The organism is Solwaraspora sp. WMMD791 (assembly GCF_029581195.1).
Lineage (GTDB): Bacteria > Actinomycetota > Actinomycetes > Mycobacteriales > Micromonosporaceae > Micromonospora_E.
In genome coordinates this window covers 897,326-915,044 of record NZ_CP120737.1, presented here as the reverse complement: position 1 = coordinate 915,044, position 17,719 = coordinate 897,326, and the positions used below count along the sequence as shown (strand labels likewise).

The window sequence follows — 17,719 nt, the reverse complement described above, 5'->3', positions numbered from 1 at the left end:
CAGCACGAAGATCAATATCGATTTGATCTTGAAGCTATCCACAGACCGAAATCCATGCTGGACGCCCCGGCACTCGTCAAGGAAGATGAATGGCGACCACACGCATTGGGGACGCCCGGCGGCGATGTCCCGCCGCGTGTGCACGAGGGAACCCGAGGGATGCGAGGGCTTGTGAGCGGCAGCGAGTATCTGATATCGGAGCTACGGCGGGTGCGCGAGTCGATGGGTCTGACCCAGGAGTCGTGGGGCGAGCGCGTCCACTTCTCCGCGAAGCACGTCGGCTCCATCGAGCGCGGCGAACGCCCCGCCCTGCCCAACTACCTGAACATGGTGGACAAGGTGTTCGGCACCGCGTTCATGAAGTTCTACCGCGAGTTCGTCATCGGCGAACACGCGCCAGTCTGGTTACGACCGTTCATCGAACACGAACGGCAGGCCAGCTTGCTACGCGTGTTTCAACCGCTCGCAGTCCCTGGACTGCTTCAGACCGAGGCGTATGCACGAACGATTCTCACCGCCTACGGCGCAAGGGACGAGGACCTGGAAGTAGCACTGGGCACACGACTCACTCGGCAGGAGATTCTGCACCGCAAGCCGGACCCCTGTCAGCTCGTCGCTGTGATGGACGAGTGGATGCTCCATCGGGAGATCGGCGGACCGGAGATCATGCGTGAGCAACTGCTCGCGATCGTCGCCGCGAGCGAATTGCCTTCCATCCGGGTACACGTCGTTCCGACGAGCGCCGGCGCCTACCTGGGGCTGGATGGCCCGTTCACGCTCGCGACGGTGGACGGCAGATCAGTCGGCTACCTCGAAGGTCATCTCAAAGGCCGCGTAGTCGAAGGCTCTGAGGACATCACAGACCTCGAACGGACCTGGGAGGCCGTGCGGGAGTACGCTCTGCCCGGGAATCAGAGCCGAGACGTGATCATGAGGATGGCGGAAAAGTGGACATGACCGCTGCACGTTGGCACAAGAGCACGCACAGCGACACCAGCGGCTGTGTCGAGGTCGCCGATAACCTGCCTGGTCGGGTGTACGTCCGGGACACCAAGGACCGCGACGGCGGCACCCTGGCCTTCGCTCCGGCCGCCTGGCGGTCGTTCGTCGCCGAGGTCACCGTCAACCGCTGAACCACCGGCCAGCCGGCAACTGACCGGCCCCCGGCAACCACGCACCGCAGCCCTCTGTCCGGCCCTCGTTTCAGGGCCGGACAGAGGGCTGATCCGTACCGCCGGCCGGTCTCAGGTGTTCATCAGCAGCAGCATCGTCGCCATGCCTGCACCCATGACGGCGCAGCTCAGCTGATGCAGCCGGTGGCCGGACCTCGTCGTCGCGGCGCGGTACAGCCACCACAGCGCCCCGGTCGCGCTCAGGACCACGAAGACGACGTTCGTCATGTCCGCCCACGCCGGGGTCGGTGTGGGCACCGCGCCGGCAGCGGCTACCCCGTGCACGTGCCCGGAGGCACCGCCGACCGCCATCTCCGACATGAGGATCGGCATCGCCGCGAGCATCCAGATCATCGCCACGTTCTGCGTGACGTGACCCAGCACGTCGACCCGTTCCGACGTGCCACGCGCCCGCAGGTACGCGGGCAGCAACGCGAAGGCGAGGATGCCGAAGACGGCGACCTGCGCCCAGGCGAACACGCCATCGACCATCAGCCAGGCCATCAGGATCATCGCGGCGCTCATCACGGCGTGATTGATATCGATCAGTTCCGCATCGGAGTACGCCTGCTCGCGCGGCACATTACGGCGACGGATCGCCAGGTCACCGACGCAGACGAGCCCGGTCAGCAGAAAAACGATCGTCAGGACGGGAACCCAGGGCGTCTCCAGCACGACTCTAGCTAGTACCACAGGCCGCGCCGCCGAACAACGTGCTGATCAGGGGAAGGGTCCACCGCGATGACCACCGTAGAAGCCGAGACACCGCCCTCCGGGGATACCCCGCCCGGGGAGGCACCCCCGTCCCCGGCCCGGCCACGCAAGACCAACTGGTTCGCCGCGTTCTGGCGCTGGCACTTCTACGGATCCGTACTCGTCATTCCCGTGCTGTTCTGCCTTGCCGTCAGCGGCATGACCTACATGTTCCGGGCCGAGGTCGACTCCCTGGCCCATCCCGGGGTGCTGCAGGTGCCGGTGGCTGACGGCGCGCAACGAGCGGCGCTGTCGGCCCAGGAGGCGGCCGTCCGCGAGGCGTTCCCGGACCGCCCCATCCTGTCCGTGCAGGACGGGATCGGCGACCGGGCGACCCTGTTCGTCGCGGAACTCGAAGGCGGCGGCAGCACCAACATCTACGTCGACCCGTACACCGCCACGGTCACCGGTGAGCTCAGCCAGGACCAGCTCATCTCCACCTGGGCCGAGCGCATCCACGGCGACCTGCTGATCGGTGACGGTGGCATCGGTGACCGCATCGTCGAGCTCGGTGCCTCCTGGGCCATCGTGCTCACGATCACCGGTTTCATCATCTTCTTCCTCGGCCGCCGCTCCCGCAGCGGCGCACAGGCCAAGGGCAAGCGTGGTGCCCGGCTCCGCATCTACCACGCACTCGTCGGGCTTCCCGTCGGCCTCGGCATCCTGCTGCTCGTCGTCTCCGGCCTGCCCTGGACCGGCGTGTGGGGTGCCCAGGCCCAGCAGATCGCCGTCAACGGTGGCTCCGGGCTGTGGGGCGCGGACCCTGGTGCCGAGTCCACCATCCGGCAGCAGATCGAGGACTCCGACGGTCAGTCGGCCCCTGCCGGGTGGGCCTCCGGCAACGCCCCGCCGGGCAGCAGCACCGGCGGCGGCACCCCGATCTCGATCGACCGGGCGGTCACCGCAGCCCAGGCCCAGGACGCCCCCGGGCCGTACCTCGTGCTCTACCCCGAGGGCGAGACCGGCGTGTTCAGCGTGATGAGCAGCCAGTGGTACGACGTCGGCAACCCCGCCGAATCCGACGTCAGCCAGGAAATGACCATCCACGTCGACCAGTACAGCGGCGAGGTGGTCGGTCAGTACGGCTACCACGACTACAGCGCGATGGCGAAGGTCGTCTCCCACGGGATCGCCCTGCACGAAGGCCGCCGCCTCGGCACCGTCAACACGATCATGTCCACGCTCTTCTGCCTCGCCGTGATCTTCATGTGCGTCACCGGTCCGATGATGTGGTGGACGCGCCGGGGCACCGCCGCCGGGCTCGCCGCGCCACGGGCGAAGCTCCCCGTCTGGGGCAACTGGACGCTGCTCGCCGCGATGGTCGTACTCGGCGTCTTTCTGCCCTTGTTCGGTCTTTCGCTGCTGGTCATCCTGGCGCTGGACCAGTTCCTCATCCGCCGGGTGCCCGCGCTGAAGTCCTTCTTCGGCACGGTCTGAAGATCAATTACTAAGCCGACCTTGGCAGCTGTCCACAGCAACGGAATCCACCCTGGACTCATCGCGACTCGTGGAGCAAGATGAATGGCGACCACACGCACAGGACGCTTCGCGCGACTCCTGGGCTGCGTGCACGAGGGAATCCGAGGGATGCGAGGGGCTTGTGAGCGGCAGCGAGTACCTGATATCGGAGCTACGGCGAGTGCGCGAGTCGATGGGCCTCACCCAGGAGTCGTGGGGCGAGCGCGTCCACTTCTCCGCGAAACACGTCGGCTCCATCGAGCGCGGCGAACGCCCCGCCCTGCCCAACTACCTGGGCATGGTCGACAAGGTGTTCGGCACCGGGTTCATGAAGTTCTACCGCGAGTTCGTCATCGGCGAAAACGACCCCGTCTGGTTCCGCGAGTTCGTGGACTATGAAGCCCGTGCCAGCATGATCCGGCTGTTTCAGCCCCTCGTCGTGCCGGGTCTGCTGCAGACCGAGGCCTACGCACGTGCGCTACTCACCTCGTACGACGTCGTCGGTCCCGCGCAGGACTCCGCGATCGCCACCCGACTTGGCCGCCAGGAGATCCTGAACCGGGAATCGGAGCCGTGCCGGCTGGTCGCGGTGCTCGATGAGAACGTCCTGCACCGGGAGGTCGGTGATGCCGAGGTGATGCGGGAGCAGCTGACCGTGCTGGCCGTCGCCTCCACCCGGCCGAACGCGATCGTGCATGTGGTGCCGACCACGACGGGGGCCTACCCTGGGCTTGACGGCCCGTTCGCCATCGCCACCGTTGAAGCGAGAGGCGTCGGATACGTGGAGGGCCGGCTGGGAGGCAAAGTGGTCGAGTCGCCCGACGACGTCGCGGAGCTTGATCGGGACTGGGAGTCCATCCGCGCGCATACTCTCTCAAGTGGGCAGAGCCGAGAACTGATCATGAGGATGGCCGAGAAGTGGACATGAGTCGCGCCAACTGGCACACGTCAACCCGATCCGATACCACGGCCTGCGTCGAAGTGGCGGAGAACCTCCCCGGTCGGGTGTACGTGCGGGACACCAAGGACCGCGACGGTGGCACCCTCGCCTTCGCGCCGGCCTCGTGGCGCGCATTCGTCGCGGCAGTGAGCACCGACCGCTGAGCCCGTACCGGTTCGCCAAGCAGCACCAACGCTGACCGAGCCCGGCCACTGCCCGCGACTGCGGGAGTGAGCCGGACTCTGTCAACGCCTCGCCCTACCGGCTGCTACGTCACGCCTTCGCTTTGCGGCCCCGGGTCGCCTTCGGCGGACGCCACGAGGTCAACGCCTCGTCGGTCAGGTGCAGCCGGTTGGTGGTCTCGTCGAGGAAGCCGGCATAGATATCGGCCGGCGACGCACTCCACTCCGCGTCGAACTCGCCGTGCCACTGCTTCACCCACGGCAGCACCTCACGCAGACCGGCGACCAACGGCAGCAGCCGATCGGCGTCCCAGCCGTCCTCCTGCTCACGGGCCACGATCAAGGTGGCGAGCGCCTGCGCCTGCTCCCGGTGGTCCCAGCCGGCCCAACCGAGCAGCAGCGTCGGGTCACCGTCGCGGCTGGCCCCCGGGTACGAGATGAACCGCTCCTTCGGCACATCCAGCTTGCCCCGGTGCCGCCAGTAGCTGTTCCTGACGAAGTCCGCCGACGTGTACTTCGGCGGCACCGGGATCCGCTCCCGTACCCGCTTCTTCGCCGGCTCGTCCGGCTGGGCGTCCTCCTCGCGCTGCAGCTGCCACACCTGCTCCCAGTCGGCCCGCTTCACCAGACCGGACGGCTTGTAGCGCAGCGCTGCCAGGTGCGGCACGTGCTCGTCGGCGACCAGGTCGACGATGACCTTGCCGAGATCCTGGCCGGGCGCGTACAGCTGGGCGACCGCCAGCACATCGGCGTCGCGGCGCAACTCGTCGGCCAGCCCAGCAGCGGTCAACGGACGCGGCTGCTCCATCCCGTCGACGGTGTGGAACCACAACTCGCGCGCCTCGCACCGGTCCAGCAGCCAGTCCCGCAACGCGGCCTGCTCCATTTTGTCCCAGCCGTCGGTGGACCAGCGCCGCTTGCACTCGGGCCGCTCGATCAGCCCGATGTTGCGGTTGCTCTCGATGATGTCGATCCGCCGCTGCACCACCGCCCGGTACTCCTGCGGCCAGTGTGCCGGGATCTCGGTGATCGGCTGGAATTTGTGATTGTGGTGCTTGAACCACGTGGTCTCGACTTCACCAGAATCGATCTGCCGGGCTAGCAAGATCTCGAATGCCCGTTCGCCCGCCCGCAGCTCCGGCACCGACCCGGCCGGCGCGGTGAACTCCTCATCGAGCAGGCCGTAGAGCTGGTACACCTGCCAGTCCAGCTCCTCCTGCAACGCGATAATCCGCGCCCGCGTCGAATGCCACTCGTCGCGCGCCGCCGCCAACCGGTCCCGGGTAGGTACGCTCTCGGCGGCGACCGCCGCCGGGCTCACCGCCGCGAGCCGCTGCGCCAGCGAGTCGATCTGCTGAGCCACCCCCAACGGGTACGCCGCCGGCAACGGAAACTCCTGCAGCTTCGTCCCCGTGAACTCGTAGCGATGCTCCCACGGCTCATCCGCGCCCGCCTGCTCCGCCCCTGGCCGACCCTTGTTGTGGCTGACCTGCTTGAGCCAGAAGCACGCCGTCGAGCTGTTGAGTACGCCAAGCAACCGCAGGTGATCCTCCTCCGATGCCCCCTCCCCCAACTTGATCACCGGCGCCGACTGCTTGAAGACCTTCCCACCCCGGTCCAACACAAAGTGATTATGCGTCGCCACAAACGCAAAAGTGATCGACAACGGCGCCCGGTAACGTTCAGGAACCCAGCGATACCAGGTCCACCAAGGCTCCCCTGATTCCGCCCTAGTCATTCCGCCAAATCCAGTCGTCGACCCGAGCGTGCGCCGCAGCGACCAAAGATGGCGGCCCCATGATTTACTCGCATCCAAGGCAACTGGATTGAGTTCAGAGTCGTAAGGGGCCAACGCATGGTCGCGGCTAGGTGAATCCCAGTCGCGCACGATCTCGCCGATTACCAGTGGGCGACGCAGCCCAGCCGATACAGACTTCCGCGCAAACCAACTCGGGGGAGCGAAAAAGGCGTCATCTTGGCCCGGGAAGCTAGCGAACCCAATGTCACCGCTGATCCGGTCCTGAAGCCGGGCGTGTCTCCGTGCTTCCAGCACTGCCGAAAGGTCACCGGCGCCGCCGCCGGTGAGGCTCCAGGGGAAGGTGGCCAACTGTGGGCGGGGGGTGTCGGCGACGCTGACCCACTGGCTTTCGGAGCCGGGCTGGCCGATCTGGTCGACGATGGCGCGCCAGACGTGGCCCCGGCTCGGGTTCTCCGGGGCGCTGGGCTCGCCGCGGATGCCCATGACGGTCCGGATGGTGCCGGGGCGGCTGCGGTTGGTGTTGCGGCCGACCAGGATCACCGTCGGCGTACCGTGACCGGGGATGTAAGCCCCGGAGGTGTCGATGACGTGGGTCAGGTTGACGTCGATCGCGAAGAGTTTCTCGATCAGCTTCTTCCCAAACTCGCGCTTCATGAACGAGTTCGCGGTGATCTGCCCGACGAAGCCCGCACTCTTGCCGTCGCCCCCACCCGACTTGGCCAGGTTGAAGAAGCGCTGCGCAAACGGCACCGACAGGGCGTACTTGCCGGAGCAGGCGTCGTACATTTCCCGGTATGCCTCGTTGAGGCCCTTGTCCTTGACGGTGATGTAGGGCGGGTTGCCGACCACCACGTGGTAGCGGTTGACTTCGCGGATGCCGGGGTGCTCGTCGATGTCCTCGGTGGCGTAGGCGAACTCGACCATCGGGTCCTCGCCGAACAGCGTGCCGGCCCGGTGTTTGATCAGGGCGTCGCCGACGGCCAGGTGCATGGGGAAGGTGTAGCCGGCGACGTCGGCGAGGGACTTGAAGCCGCACGCTTGGATCGCGGCGATCAGCAGCCGGAAACGGGCGATCGACACGGCGAACGGGTTGATGTCGATGCCGTGCACGGCGTCCAGGGCGAGCCGGACCCGTTCCTGCGGGTCCCGGTTCGGGGCGTGGCGCTCCCACTGCTTCAGCAGCCGGTCGAACGCGCCGAGTACGAAGTGCCCGGAGCCGCAGGTCGGGTCGATCATCTTGACCACGTCGTGGCCGAACTCGTCGATCGCCGGGGTCAACGTCAGGTCGAGGATGAACTCCTCGACGAAGTCCGGGGTCTGCAGCAGCGCATACGTCTTGCGGGCCGCCTCGGACAGATCCTGGTAGAGGTCACCGAGGAACCGCGTACCCCAGTCGGGGTCGGTGAAGTCGTGCACCAGCGCGCCGTCCGCACCCCGGGTCCGCCAGAACGCGACCAGCGACTTCGCCGCGTCGTGTGAGAGCGGGATCTGGTAGAGCGGGTTGTGCCGTTTGTCGAACAGTGACCGGCCGGCCTGGCTGGCGGCGATCGCGTCGAAGGCGGTCAGCAGCCAGCCGCGCAGCGTCTCATGTGGCTGGTCGCGGAAGAACTGCGCCTCGGCCTCCTCGGCGATCACCATCCGCTCCCCCGGCCCGGCCAGGTACGGATCGGTCACCAGCGAATTGTCCTCACAGAAGCGGACGAACACGCTGCCGAGCACCCAGGCCACCGCGGCCTGCGTCACCCGCTCATCGCGCCACACGGCCCAGGTCGCCGCCGTACGCCCGATCTTGAAGGCCCGGTGGTACTCGCCCTCCAGCCGGTCGCGCACCTCCTCGACCGCGTCGACCTGCCCCCGCAGGTCGTTTTCCAGCGATTTCACCTGGTTCTTCAGGTCAGCAAGTAGCAGTTTTCGGTCGATCACGGCACGACTCTAGTGCCCCTGCCACCCCACCCGGCACCGCCCAGCCGGGTGGCGTCACCGGATGACGGCCCCTGATGTCCAACGATGGTCACCGTCACTCAACCTTCCGGACGATCGGCTCACCGCAGGTGCTCAACCAAAGTCGCCCGTGTCTTATCCGGGAGCTGCTCAAGGATCTGTGCGACACGTTCCTCGGCGACCAGCGCGAGCAGTACAGCGGCCCTGCCATCCGGCAGACCCGCAAGGGCAGCAGCCGCCCTGTCATCCGCGAGCCCGGCCAGAACGTGACAGGCCCGCCGGGCCGGCATCGCAGCGAGCAGCTCTGACCGATACTCGTCCGCGACCTGCGACAGGAGAACCGCCCCACGTTCGGCCAGCAATTCATCCGTAAACACCGCGAGCCATGTCGCCGCAAGGTGGGCGGGAGAAGCGGCCAACACCCGTGCGGCGTGATCAACCGGGATCGAGGCAAGCAGGTGCGAGGCATGGGAATGGTCCCAATCACCGGCAAAGGCGAGAAAATCGGAGGTCGCCTCGGCAGACATCGCCGCAAGCAGTTCCAATAACCGCCTCTCGGCCGGGCCACACAGGTTCGACAGGAGAATCAGCAAGACTCCAAGGCAGTCACTCTCAAGCTCCTCGGCGCTCCAGTCGTAGGGTGCCAGTTTCATCTGACGGCGACCGATCCAGTCCAAGGATAACCTGTCCAGGAGCTTCGCCGCCGTCGACACCTCCAACTGATCAAACAAGTCCACGACTCGATCTTGCTCCAGCAATGTCGTAAGACCCATTGACTCAGGAACCGGCATTTCAACTAGCAGATCCAGCAGCTTGCCGACCGGCATCGACATCATGATTTCTGACACGTCCACATCAAGCCCGGGACTCCTCGGAAGCTCGCAGAGGAGGTCCGCCGCTGAAACGACCGAAATCTGCGCAAGGATTCTGGCTGCTTGTTCGGGTTCCATCAGTGACAGCAGCTGCAGTGAGGTCTCGGGCTGGAGCCTGGTAACCAACTCTGCTGCCTGCTGCGGTGGCATGCGAGCCAGCAAGACGGCGGCTTCGTCAGATGGAATCCCCAGCAGCCGCTGGCAGGCCAAGTGGTGGTCCATGCGGGCCAGGATCTGCCCAGCCGACTCCGGGGGCATTGCCGCGAGGCGCAACGCCGCCACCTCCGGCTCCATGTCCGCGACGATCACCACAGCCTCGTCCCGGGTGTCGGCGCTGGTCGCCATCTCGGTCAGGACCTGCGCCGCCGCAACGACGTTCAGCACCGTCAGCTTGCGGGAGTTCGCGTGCGGCTGACCGGAGATAACGATGTCCCGCCCAGCCTGAAACACCTGCCCCTGCCCATCCACTGAGGCGTTCATGCTGGTGTCACCTACTGACGACACGTCGACCCTCCGCCCAATCATCGGTCGCTGATGGCGACCACCATAGACACCGGCGTTACCGACGCGCCGCCGTCCAGCGTCCTACCACAGGTGAGGCCTGATGCGTTGCTGCTCCGTCTGCGGCATCTGCCGCACGATTTCAGCGGCCCGCTCCTCGGGGACCTGAGCGAGCAGCACCGCGCACCGAGTCTCCTGCATACCCGCCAGGGCGGCGGCCACCCAGTCATCCGCCAGGCCGCTCAGCAGCGCGCCAGCCAGCCAGACCGGCCTGAGGAAGGTGAGCACCGTCTGCAGGTAGTTGCTGTCCACCCCGGACAGCAGCGTCGGCCCCTTCTCGGCCAGGAAAGTACTCGGCATCTCTGCGAGGGTCGCGGCGGTCGCCTCAGCGGGTGCCGTAGCCACCACCCGGGCGGCCTGCGCATCCGGCAGCCCCATCAGCCAACGCCCACAGTGCGAATAGAATCGATAGGCCGAGGAGATCGGGACGAATATCTCGTTCGCAAACCTCATGGGATACTCAATCAGTAACTCTGCTACCAGCGGATCCGGCAACTCCGTCAGAATCGCCGTCACCCTTGTGGATTCCAGCCCGGCGAGCAGCCGCATTGTGACTAACAGCGGAAGCTCAGCGGCAAGCGTGGCTGCGAACCGGGTTGGCAGGTGACTCACGATGGTGGTGGCCGCGTCAATCGGAAGCTTCGTGAACCGCTGGCGAGCCAGCTGGTGGTCCATCCGGGCCAGGATCTGCGCGGCCGACTCCGGCGGCATCGCCGCGAGACGACTCGCCGCCACCTCCGGTTCCATGTCCGCGACGATCACCACTGCCTCGTCAAGGGTGTCGGCGCTGGCCGCCATCTCGGTGAGGACCTGCGCCGCTGCCGCGACGTTCAGCACTGTCAGCTTGCGGACATTTGCGTGCGGCTGACCGGAGATCACGATATCCCGCCCAGCCTGAAACACCTGCCCCTGCCCATCCGCTGAGGCGTTCATGCTGGTGTCACCCGCTGACGGCACCTCGGCGCTCCCAGTCTGTTGTCTATCGCCAGTGGGGACCACGATAGACGTGGAGTCCTCACGATCGGATGCTGTTGATCTGACGTGCGTCGGCGTGTCGAGTCGACCAGGCGAAGTGGATCAACTGTGGTTTCGCGGTAGTGGATCACGAGTTGAGCCGCAGTGCTGGGCCACGGTGGTGCCGGGCCGCCCCTGGTCGCGGAGCACGCCAGCGACTCGGCCACAATGATCTGCGAAGGGCCGGGCACAGGAAGTGATCATGGGGCATGTTGACAGCGGGTCGGGCACCCCTCCACCGGCACCGGGCGGCCTGCCGTCGCTGCCCGAGGTGTTCGGTGTCATCGTGCCCGTCGTGATCGCGGCGGGCACACTCATCGGCTACGCCGCTGGCGGCGTCGACGGGGTGGCGATCTTCGCCCCGATCTCCGCGATCCTCGCCCCCGTCGTCGCCTGGGGGTGGTACGCGGCGCAGCAGACACGGGTCCGGCAGGGCCGGGCTGCCGTACCGCTGCCGTGGTCCCTGCTGCTCCTGGTGCTGATGCTGCCCGTCGCGCTGGTGGTGTGGCTGCCCTCGGCGAGCGGCCAGCTCCGCCCCGAGGACGAGAAGTCGCCGACGCCCATCTGGTCTCCCACGCCGTCGCCGACCCCGACGCCCACCGGGTCACCCGCACCGACACCGACGCCCACCCCGACACAGTCGCCGACCCCGTCACCCAGCCCCACCGAGGAGCCTGTGCTCGGCTGGCCGACCGACGCCAACGACGGGCCGCCGAAGCTCTGGGCCTACTTCGGCTCGGAGTTCTTCTTCCCCGACTGGGTCTCCTGTCACGAGAATGACTGCCTGGCCGGTGAAGGCACCAAGGTGCACGTCTACACACTCGACCCGCTAGGCCGCGACCGGACGTTCCGTGGCGACGTCGCCGATCCGTACACCACCCTGCTCAGTGAGGGCTTCACCGCGCAGCAGGCGTACGCACTGCTTGAAGACGACTAGAAGCGCGGGCTGGCTGACGGGGGTGGCCGGTCAGCGGCGGGCAGCCAGCACGGCGAGGATCTCCCGACGTACCTCGGCGGTGTCGTGCACCAGCCGCCGGTGGCTGAACCGCACCACCTGGATGCCCAGCGTGGCCAGCCAGGCGTCCCGGCGTAGGTCCACCTCCCGCTGACCCGGCGCGCCGTGCGCACTCGCGCCGTCCAACTCGAACGCGACCCGTTGCGCCTCGGCGTACACGTCGAGATAGCAGGTGCGCCGCCCGTCGCTGACCCGCACCTGCCGGCGCAGCGGCGGCATCCCGGCACCGGTGAAGACGTGGTCGTGGCCCCAGATCTCCAACGGGCTGTGGCAGCCCGCCGCAAGCTTGCCCAGCAGCTCCCGCAGCTGCGCCCGGCCGGGCAGCTTCGGCGCACCGGCCAGCGCCGCGCCGATGCGCCCCGGGGTGCTGTGCCGCCCCGCCACCGCCTGGATCACCGGGCCGCGCCGCTCCCCCGCTGGCAGCAGCGGCCACGAGTCCACCAGGGCCCGGTCCAGCCGGGTCACCGGCACCCCATGCCGGGTCAGCGTGTCCGGCGCGTCGAGGCTGAACCCGCGTACGTGGTGCACCACCAGCCCGGGGTGGTTGCTCAGCCGTACCGTCGCCGGGACCGTCAGGTGCACCGGCTCGCCAGCTGCCGGCTGCCACAGCCCCCACAGGTGCAGCGCGGTCAGGTGGCTGAACGCGCCCCGCCCGTCGGCGTAGCCGAGCGCCGCCCGCCGGGCCCGTGCAGGGTCGAGCCCGCCCAGCCCGGCGGCCGGGAACCGGCCGGGGTCGCCGGCGCCGGCGGCGGCAGCGGTGCCGGTGGCGGCAGCGGTGCCGAGCAGCAGGGTGTCGGCGTACACGCCGGGCAGGATTCGGCGTACCCGCCCTTCACGGCGGGCCACGTCGATCGCCCAGGACGGCACCACCTCGGCGGCGTCGCGCCGGCAGAGCACGCCGTGGTTGCGGTCGAGCAGGGTACGCAGCTGCGGGTCCATGCCGCCGAGGGTGCCCGCCCAGCCGCGCTGGCGCTGCCGTCACCAGGGTGGTCTGTGGACAACCGGGACGCCTGTGGACGGGGTTGCCGCGATCGGATGCTGGTGATCTGACGGGGTGTCGGCGTGGCGAGTCGACCAGGCGAAGTGGATCACGAGGCGACCCGAGGCGGGAGCAGGCAGCAGGAGCCGGGCGGGTCAGGCCGCCACGCTGCGGTGGGCGTTGGCCACCCAGGCGTCCGGCAGCGGGATCCACTCGTTCTCGCTGACCCGCACCACCTCACCGTCGAGCTTCGGCAGCGCCTGCGGATCCTCGGCCGGGCAGAGCAGCCACAGGGTGCCCGCACCGGAGCGGGCCGCCTCCGCGAGGGTGTCCAGCCGGGGCATCGACCGCCAGCGGGCCAACGGTGCCGCGTCATACAGCAGCAGCGGCCCGGCAGACCAGCCGGACGCAGCGGGTGAGCCGGAGTCAGCCGGTGGGGTCGTCGCACCCAGTTCGGCCAGCAGCTCGGGCAGGGCCCGCTGCCACGCCTCGTCGACGTACTCGCCGAGTTTGAGCGCCGCCCGCGAACCCGGCTCGGCCAGGTCCGCGCCGAGCACCGTGGCCCAGGTCGGCTTCGGACGCGAGTCGACCAGGGCCCGCAGGTGCCGCAGGAACCGGTCGGCCACGCTCACCGGCCGGGCGCCGAAGCGGCGGACCAGCTCGTCGGCGGCGGCCGGGTAGCGGCTCAGCCGCACCGTCAACGCCCGGAAACCGTCACCGGGAGCGGACAGCCGCTCCTCGGCGCGCAGCGCCGCCGCCAACTCCGGTGAGTCGGCCAGCCAGGACGTCGTCGGAGTCGACGCCGACGACCGACGCCGGATGATCGACATCGACGACGACAGTGGACGGGGCGGGGCCACCCACACGTCGCCGACCATCCGCAGGTCGAAGCCGGCCTGGGCGAGCAGTTTGTCCAGTTGCGCCGGTGGCGGCAGCGGAGCCAGCTCCGGGAACCGGCCGCGCACCCGGGCGGCGATCTGCTCGGCGGTCAATGTCGCCTGCCGGGGCACCGAACCGATGACGCCCGACGCGTCAGTCGACCCGGTGGGCGGCGCGTCAGTCGGTGCGGTCGGCTGGCCGGGGCCGGCCGCCGGCAGCACACCGGCCTGGGACAGCCGCAACGCCCGCACCGGCGACAGATCCTTCGGGTAGATCTCCAGCCGGGCGTTGGCCGCCGCCCGCTGGGCGGCGGCGGCGGCCAGGGTCACCCGGCGGCGTTCGTCGACCACCTCGGCCGCGCCTCCGGGGGCGCTCACCCCGGCGAGGGTACGCAGCACCGTCGCCGGGCTAGGAAGCACCTCACTGTCGGCGAGCCGGTCAGCGGCCCGGCCGAGCGCGTCGGCGTAGTCCAGCAGCGCCGGCGCGGTCGGCGTGTCCGGCGGGTCCTCGTCGCCGGCTTCCAATGCGACCAGCAGCCGGTCCGCCGCCGCTGCGGGCTCCCGTACCGTGGGCTGCCGGTCCGCCTGCTGCGGGCCTGCGGCGGTGCCGCCGTCGCCGGCCGACCCGGGGTGGGTGTCGCTGTGCCGGCGCAGCAGCAGGCGCTGGTCCTCCTCCAACGCGTCGATCTCGATCGCCGCCCGCACCGCCGCCCGGGCCACCGCCATCCGCAACTGCTCGCCGGTGCGCACCGAACCTCGGCTGGCCAGCAACGCAGCCGCCAACTCATCGACCGACATCACCCGGCCACTGTCGGCCAGCAACCCGATCACCTGGGTACGCAGACTGCGTACCACCGGCAGGCCGCGCCACCGGCGGCGCTGCTTGCCGAGGATCTGCGCGATCCGGCCCGGGGTGACCGAGACCGCCTTGGCGACCAGCGGCTGCCGAGGCCACGGCGGCAGATCCGGCAGTACGCCACGGGCATCGGGCAGGGCCAGCAGCAGCCGGGTGGCCTGCGCCTCGGTCGGGTTACGGGTGTTCGGCGCGGGCACCAGCAGCGCGGCGATCGCGTCGAGGCCGACCCGCAGCAGCTCCACGTCGCCGTCGGCGCCGACGGCGGCCGGGGTCGCTTCGGCGGAGGCGGCGCGGCGTTCCGCCTGGCTGGCAGCCACCGGCTCCCGTTCGCCGAGCCGGGCCCGCCACTCCTTCACCCGGCGCTGCAGCTCCTGTCGGGTACGGGCACCGAGCCCCCGCAGGTGCGCCAGCCGGGGCGCCACCGTGAGCAGGTCACCGACGGTGTTGGCGTCCAGCCGGTGGGCGGCGGAGATCGCCCGGGGAGTCAGTCCGGCGGACTCCAACGCCGTCGCCCGGGTCGCCCGGGTCGCCGCCTCGTCGCGGGCCGCCGCCGCAGCGTCGGCGTCGATCTCGTCGTCGACCGGCTCCGGATGGTCGGTGCCGGCCGGTGCGCTCGCGTCGGACTGGCGGAACAGCCGCTGCCAGGCGTCGCGCATGTCCTTGAGCGAGCTGAACCGGCGCCGGGCGTCGCGGTGCAGTGCCTCCTCGAAGAAGGCGATCAGGCCGTCGCGGATCGCCGGGTCGAACGCCTCGGCGGCCAGCAGCGGCGGGCCCTCGGTCAACTGCGGCTCGGTGGCCCCGTCGCCCCAGACCGGCAGCTCGCCGGAGGCCATCTCGTGCAGGGTGACCGCCAGGGCGTACCACTCGGCAGACCGGTCGAACACCGGCCGCTCGGCGGTGCCGAGGAACGGGTCGAGGTAGCGCGGCGTACCGGCGGTGATCTCCTTGACCGACACGGCGGCCAACGAGAAGTCGAACAGCACCAGCTGACGGGTCCGGTTGGTGCGGATCCGGATGGCGATGTTGTCCGGCTTGATGTCGCGGTGGTAGACGCCTTCGCCTTCGAGGTAGTCCAGCGCGCCGAACAGGTAGTCGCTGTAGTTTTCCAGCTCGTCGACGGTGAGCCGGCCCTCGTCGCGCAGCTGCCGGGCCAGGGTCCGCTCACCGGCGTGTTCGAGCACGATCAGCGTACGGTTGCCGATCCGCAGCGGATCGGGCCGGGCCAGCCGGATCACCCGGGAGTCGGTCAGCGGCCCGAGCACCTCGGCCTCGCGGGCCAGTCGGGCGGCCTTCTCGTCGGAGAGGCCGACCTTGAGCACCTCGTCGCGGCCGGTCCGGTCGTTGTGGGCCAGGAAGGCCCGGCAGGTCGACCCGGTGCCGAGCCGTTTGGTGATCGTCCACTCGCCGACGGTGTCGCCCGGCCGCGCCTCCAGCGGATCGATCTGGACCGGCTGCTGGACCGGCTCCGGTTCCGGTCGACTCGGTTCCGGTCGACTCGGATCCGTGGCGGTGCCGGTCGCCGGGTTGGTGGCGTCCGCTGGTGCCGTCGGGGTGGCCGCCGGCGGCGACGGGGGGGCGGTCAGCTCGTCCTCGACCACCTCCAGCATCTCCACGAACTCGGCGACCGTGGTCAGCCGCTGGGTCGGCACCGGTGCGGTCGCCGCCTGGATCAGCTCGTCGGCGAACTGCGAGGCCGTGTCGGTCACCGCCGACGCCCGCAGACCGTTCTCCTTGGCGAGCCGGGCGAGCAGTTCGGTGCGTTTGCCGGCCGGCGGCTGCCCGGTCAGGATCAGGTACGCCACCGCGCCGAGCCCGAAGACGTCCATCGCCACCGGGTCCGGCGCCGGTGAGCTCAACTCGGGGGCGAGGTACGCCTCGGCGGAGCGTTCCAGATGATCGGCGGCGTGGCTGGAGGCGAGGATCGGCTCGTCGGAGCCGGTGCCGGCGGTGCCGACGGTGGCGCTGCCCGCGCCGTCAGCGGCCCGGGTCGCCGCCTGCCAGTCACTGACCAGCAGCTGCGGGCAGAGCCAGCCGTCCTCGTCGTTGCCGCGCCGCCGGCCGCCCCGTGCCGGTGCCGGGGTGACGAAGATGCTGCGCGCCGACAACGCCCGGTGGTGCAGGTGCCGGCCGTGGGCGTACGCCAGGGTCTCGGCCAGTTGCCGGATCAGGGTGACCCGGCTGGCCGGTTCGAGCCGGTCGCCGTACTGCGCGAGGTAGTGGTCCAGCCGCAGCCAGCGCGGGTCGTGGCGGAACACCAGCGCCGGGCCGGCCTCGTGCGGCTCCATCGCGTCGACCTGCACGATGTTGGGGTGGCTGATGCCGTGCAGCACCCGCATCTCCCGGCGGGCGGCGCGCTCGATGCTGGCCCGCTGCGCCTGCACCGCGTTGCGTTCCACCAGGTAGATCCGCACCCGGCGGCGCTCCCGGGGCAGCTCCCGGTGGGTGGCGTGGTGGTCCTGCCAGGTGGGGCCGACGTCGAAGGGGCGGGGCTGCAGCTCCCAGGAGCCGATCTGCAGGTGGCGGCGGCTGCGGGCGATGCCGACCTTCTCCAGCAGCCCCGGCAGGGCGCGGGACAGCTCCGGGGTGACCCGGTGGCGTTCGTCGCAGGGTGGGCGCAGCAGCAGGCCGGTGCCGATCGGCGGCAGGTCACCGCTGCTGCTGCCGCCACCGACGGCGGGCTCGCGGCCCGCGGTCTCCCGGTCGGCGGGCGGCTGCGGGCCGTACACGTTGTGCCGGTGGTGGTCGGACAGGGCCACCTTCAGGCCGGGTTTGCTGAGGAAGACCGCCGCCTGGATGAACGGCACCCGGATCCGGTTGCCGCGCCCGCCGCCGCTGGCCGCCGCAGCCGCCTGCAGAAGTGATTTGAGGCGTTTCGCCTTGGCATCGGCCAAGTGCAGCGGGTTGTCGAGGGTGTGCACACCACCGCCGGGCTGCTGGTGGATCCAGTTGGACCCGCTGGAGATCAGCCGGCCGGTGAAGCTCTTGATCTCGATCAGGTGCAGCCCGCCGGGCGTGGCGACCAGCAGATCGACCTCGTACGGGTGCCCGGTGTCAGCGGTGAAGGTGAAGTTCGACCAGGCCCGGAACGGCTCGGTGTCGGGCAGCAGCCCCTGCAGGTGCGCCAGCGCCTCGCGCTCGTGTGCGAACTGCGACGGCGTGATCGACGTCCACCGGCCCTCCTGCATGCCTGCGATCCTATGGGCCGGGGCAACCTGGGTCGGCAGGCCGTCCCCGCTGGCCGGGTTGGTCATGATCGAATGCGGGTGATCTGACAGGGTGTCGGCGTGTCGAGTCGACCAGGCGAAGTCGATCAACACATCGGGTGGCCGGAACGACGCG

Annotated in this window: 12 protein-coding genes; 6 read left to right on the top strand and 6 right to left on the bottom strand. The window is 69.4% G+C overall.

Annotated elements, in window-relative coordinates; genetic code table 11:
• Positions 1-171: 171 nt before the first annotated feature.
• Positions 172-957 carry a helix-turn-helix transcriptional regulator gene (locus O7623_RS03810; protein WP_282227197.1) on the top strand — a complete coding sequence of 262 codons (786 nt, stop codon included), beginning with the start codon at positions 172-174 and terminating at the stop codon, positions 955-957.
• The gene (locus O7623_RS03805) at positions 954-1,133 is read left to right on the top strand and encodes a DUF397 domain-containing protein (RefSeq protein ID WP_282227196.1); all 180 of its coding nucleotides are present in this window, start codon (positions 954-956) and stop codon (positions 1,131-1,133) included. Before O7623_RS03810 ends, O7623_RS03805 begins: the two co-directional genes overlap by 4 nt.
• Positions 1,134-1,244: 111 nt before the next feature.
• Here O7623_RS03805 and O7623_RS03800 read toward each other — a convergent pair whose 3' ends face one another.
• Positions 1,245-1,847, bottom strand: a complete 603-nt coding sequence (locus O7623_RS03800; RefSeq protein ID WP_282227195.1) for a DUF5134 domain-containing protein — start codon at positions 1,845-1,847, stop codon at positions 1,245-1,247.
• Between the two features lie 66 nt (positions 1,848-1,913).
• Between O7623_RS03800 and O7623_RS03795 the strand changes: the two genes are divergently transcribed.
• The 3 genes from O7623_RS03795 to O7623_RS03785 all read left to right on the top strand — a co-directional run bounded on the left by O7623_RS03795 (position 1,914) and on the right by O7623_RS03785 (position 4,487).
• Positions 1,914-3,362 (top strand): PepSY domain-containing protein, encoded by a 1,449-nt coding sequence (locus tag O7623_RS03795; protein ID WP_282227194.1) that lies wholly within the window; start codon positions 1,914-1,916, stop codon positions 3,360-3,362.
• A 163-nt stretch (positions 3,363-3,525) separates the two neighbouring features.
• Positions 3,526-4,311, top strand: coding sequence for a helix-turn-helix transcriptional regulator (locus O7623_RS03790; protein WP_282227193.1), 786 nt, complete (start codon positions 3,526-3,528; stop codon positions 4,309-4,311).
• Positions 4,308-4,487 (top strand): DUF397 domain-containing protein, encoded by a 180-nt coding sequence (locus tag O7623_RS03785; RefSeq protein WP_282227192.1) that lies wholly within the window; start codon positions 4,308-4,310, stop codon positions 4,485-4,487. Before O7623_RS03790 ends, O7623_RS03785 begins: the two co-directional genes overlap by 4 nt.
• Positions 4,488-4,596: 109 nt before the next feature.
• On the opposite strand, the gene pglX is transcribed toward O7623_RS03785, so the two are convergent.
• The 3 genes from pglX to O7623_RS03770 form a co-directional block, all read right to left on the bottom strand.
• Positions 4,597-8,187 (bottom strand): BREX-2 system adenine-specific DNA-methyltransferase PglX, encoded by a 3,591-nt coding sequence (gene pglX / locus O7623_RS03780; RefSeq protein ID WP_282227191.1) that lies wholly within the window; start codon positions 8,185-8,187, stop codon positions 4,597-4,599.
• 119 nt (positions 8,188-8,306) lie between these two features.
• On the bottom strand, positions 8,307-9,557 hold the full coding sequence (locus tag O7623_RS03775; protein WP_282227190.1) for a hypothetical protein: 1,251 nt from the start codon (positions 9,555-9,557) through the stop codon (positions 8,307-8,309).
• Between the two features lie 105 nt (positions 9,558-9,662).
• Complete coding sequence (locus O7623_RS03770) at positions 9,663-10,571, bottom strand: hypothetical protein (protein ID WP_282227189.1); 909 nt, start codon at positions 10,569-10,571, stop codon at positions 9,663-9,665.
• Positions 10,572-10,854: 283 nt separating this feature from the next.
• Here O7623_RS03770 and O7623_RS03765 point away from each other — a divergent pair, with 283 nt between their 5' ends.
• The gene (locus O7623_RS03765; RefSeq protein ID WP_282227188.1) at positions 10,855-11,589 is read left to right on the top strand and encodes a hypothetical protein; all 735 of its coding nucleotides are present in this window, start codon (positions 10,855-10,857) and stop codon (positions 11,587-11,589) included.
• 30 nt (positions 11,590-11,619) lie between these two features.
• On the opposite strand, the gene O7623_RS03760 is transcribed toward O7623_RS03765, so the two are convergent.
• Both O7623_RS03760 and pglW read right to left on the bottom strand, forming a co-directional pair.
• Positions 11,620-12,606 (bottom strand): DUF559 domain-containing protein, encoded by a 987-nt coding sequence (locus tag O7623_RS03760; RefSeq protein ID WP_282227187.1) that lies wholly within the window; start codon positions 12,604-12,606, stop codon positions 11,620-11,622.
• Positions 12,607-12,801: 195 nt separating this feature from the next.
• On the bottom strand, positions 12,802-17,565 hold the full coding sequence (pglW, locus tag O7623_RS03755; RefSeq protein WP_282227186.1) for a BREX system serine/threonine kinase PglW: 4,764 nt from the start codon (positions 17,563-17,565) through the stop codon (positions 12,802-12,804).
• Positions 17,566-17,719 lie beyond the last annotated feature (154 nt).

Bases quoted from the DNA above. Each gene is read 5' to 3' on its own strand.
- O7623_RS03805 (WP_282227196.1), top strand. From the start codon at position 954: ATGACCGCTGCACGTTGGCACAAGAGCACGCACAGCGACACCAGCGGC.
- O7623_RS03795 (WP_282227194.1), top strand. From the start codon at position 1,914: ATGACCACCGTAGAAGCCGAGACACCGCCCTCCGGGGATACCCCGCCC.
- O7623_RS03785 (WP_282227192.1), top strand. From the start codon at position 4,308: ATGAGTCGCGCCAACTGGCACACGTCAACCCGATCCGATACCACGGCC.
- O7623_RS03775 (WP_282227190.1), bottom strand. From the start codon at position 9,557: ATGAACGCCTCAGTGGATGGGCAGGGGCAGGTGTTTCAGGCTGGGCGG.
- O7623_RS03770 (WP_282227189.1), bottom strand. From the start codon at position 10,571: ATGAACGCCTCAGCGGATGGGCAGGGGCAGGTGTTTCAGGCTGGGCGG.
- O7623_RS03765 (WP_282227188.1), top strand. From the start codon at position 10,855: ATGGGGCATGTTGACAGCGGGTCGGGCACCCCTCCACCGGCACCGGGC.
- O7623_RS03760 (WP_282227187.1), bottom strand. From the start codon at position 12,606: ATGGACCCGCAGCTGCGTACCCTGCTCGACCGCAACCACGGCGTGCTC.
- pglW (WP_282227186.1), bottom strand. From the start codon at position 17,565: ATGCAGGAGGGCCGGTGGACGTCGATCACGCCGTCGCAGTTCGCACAC.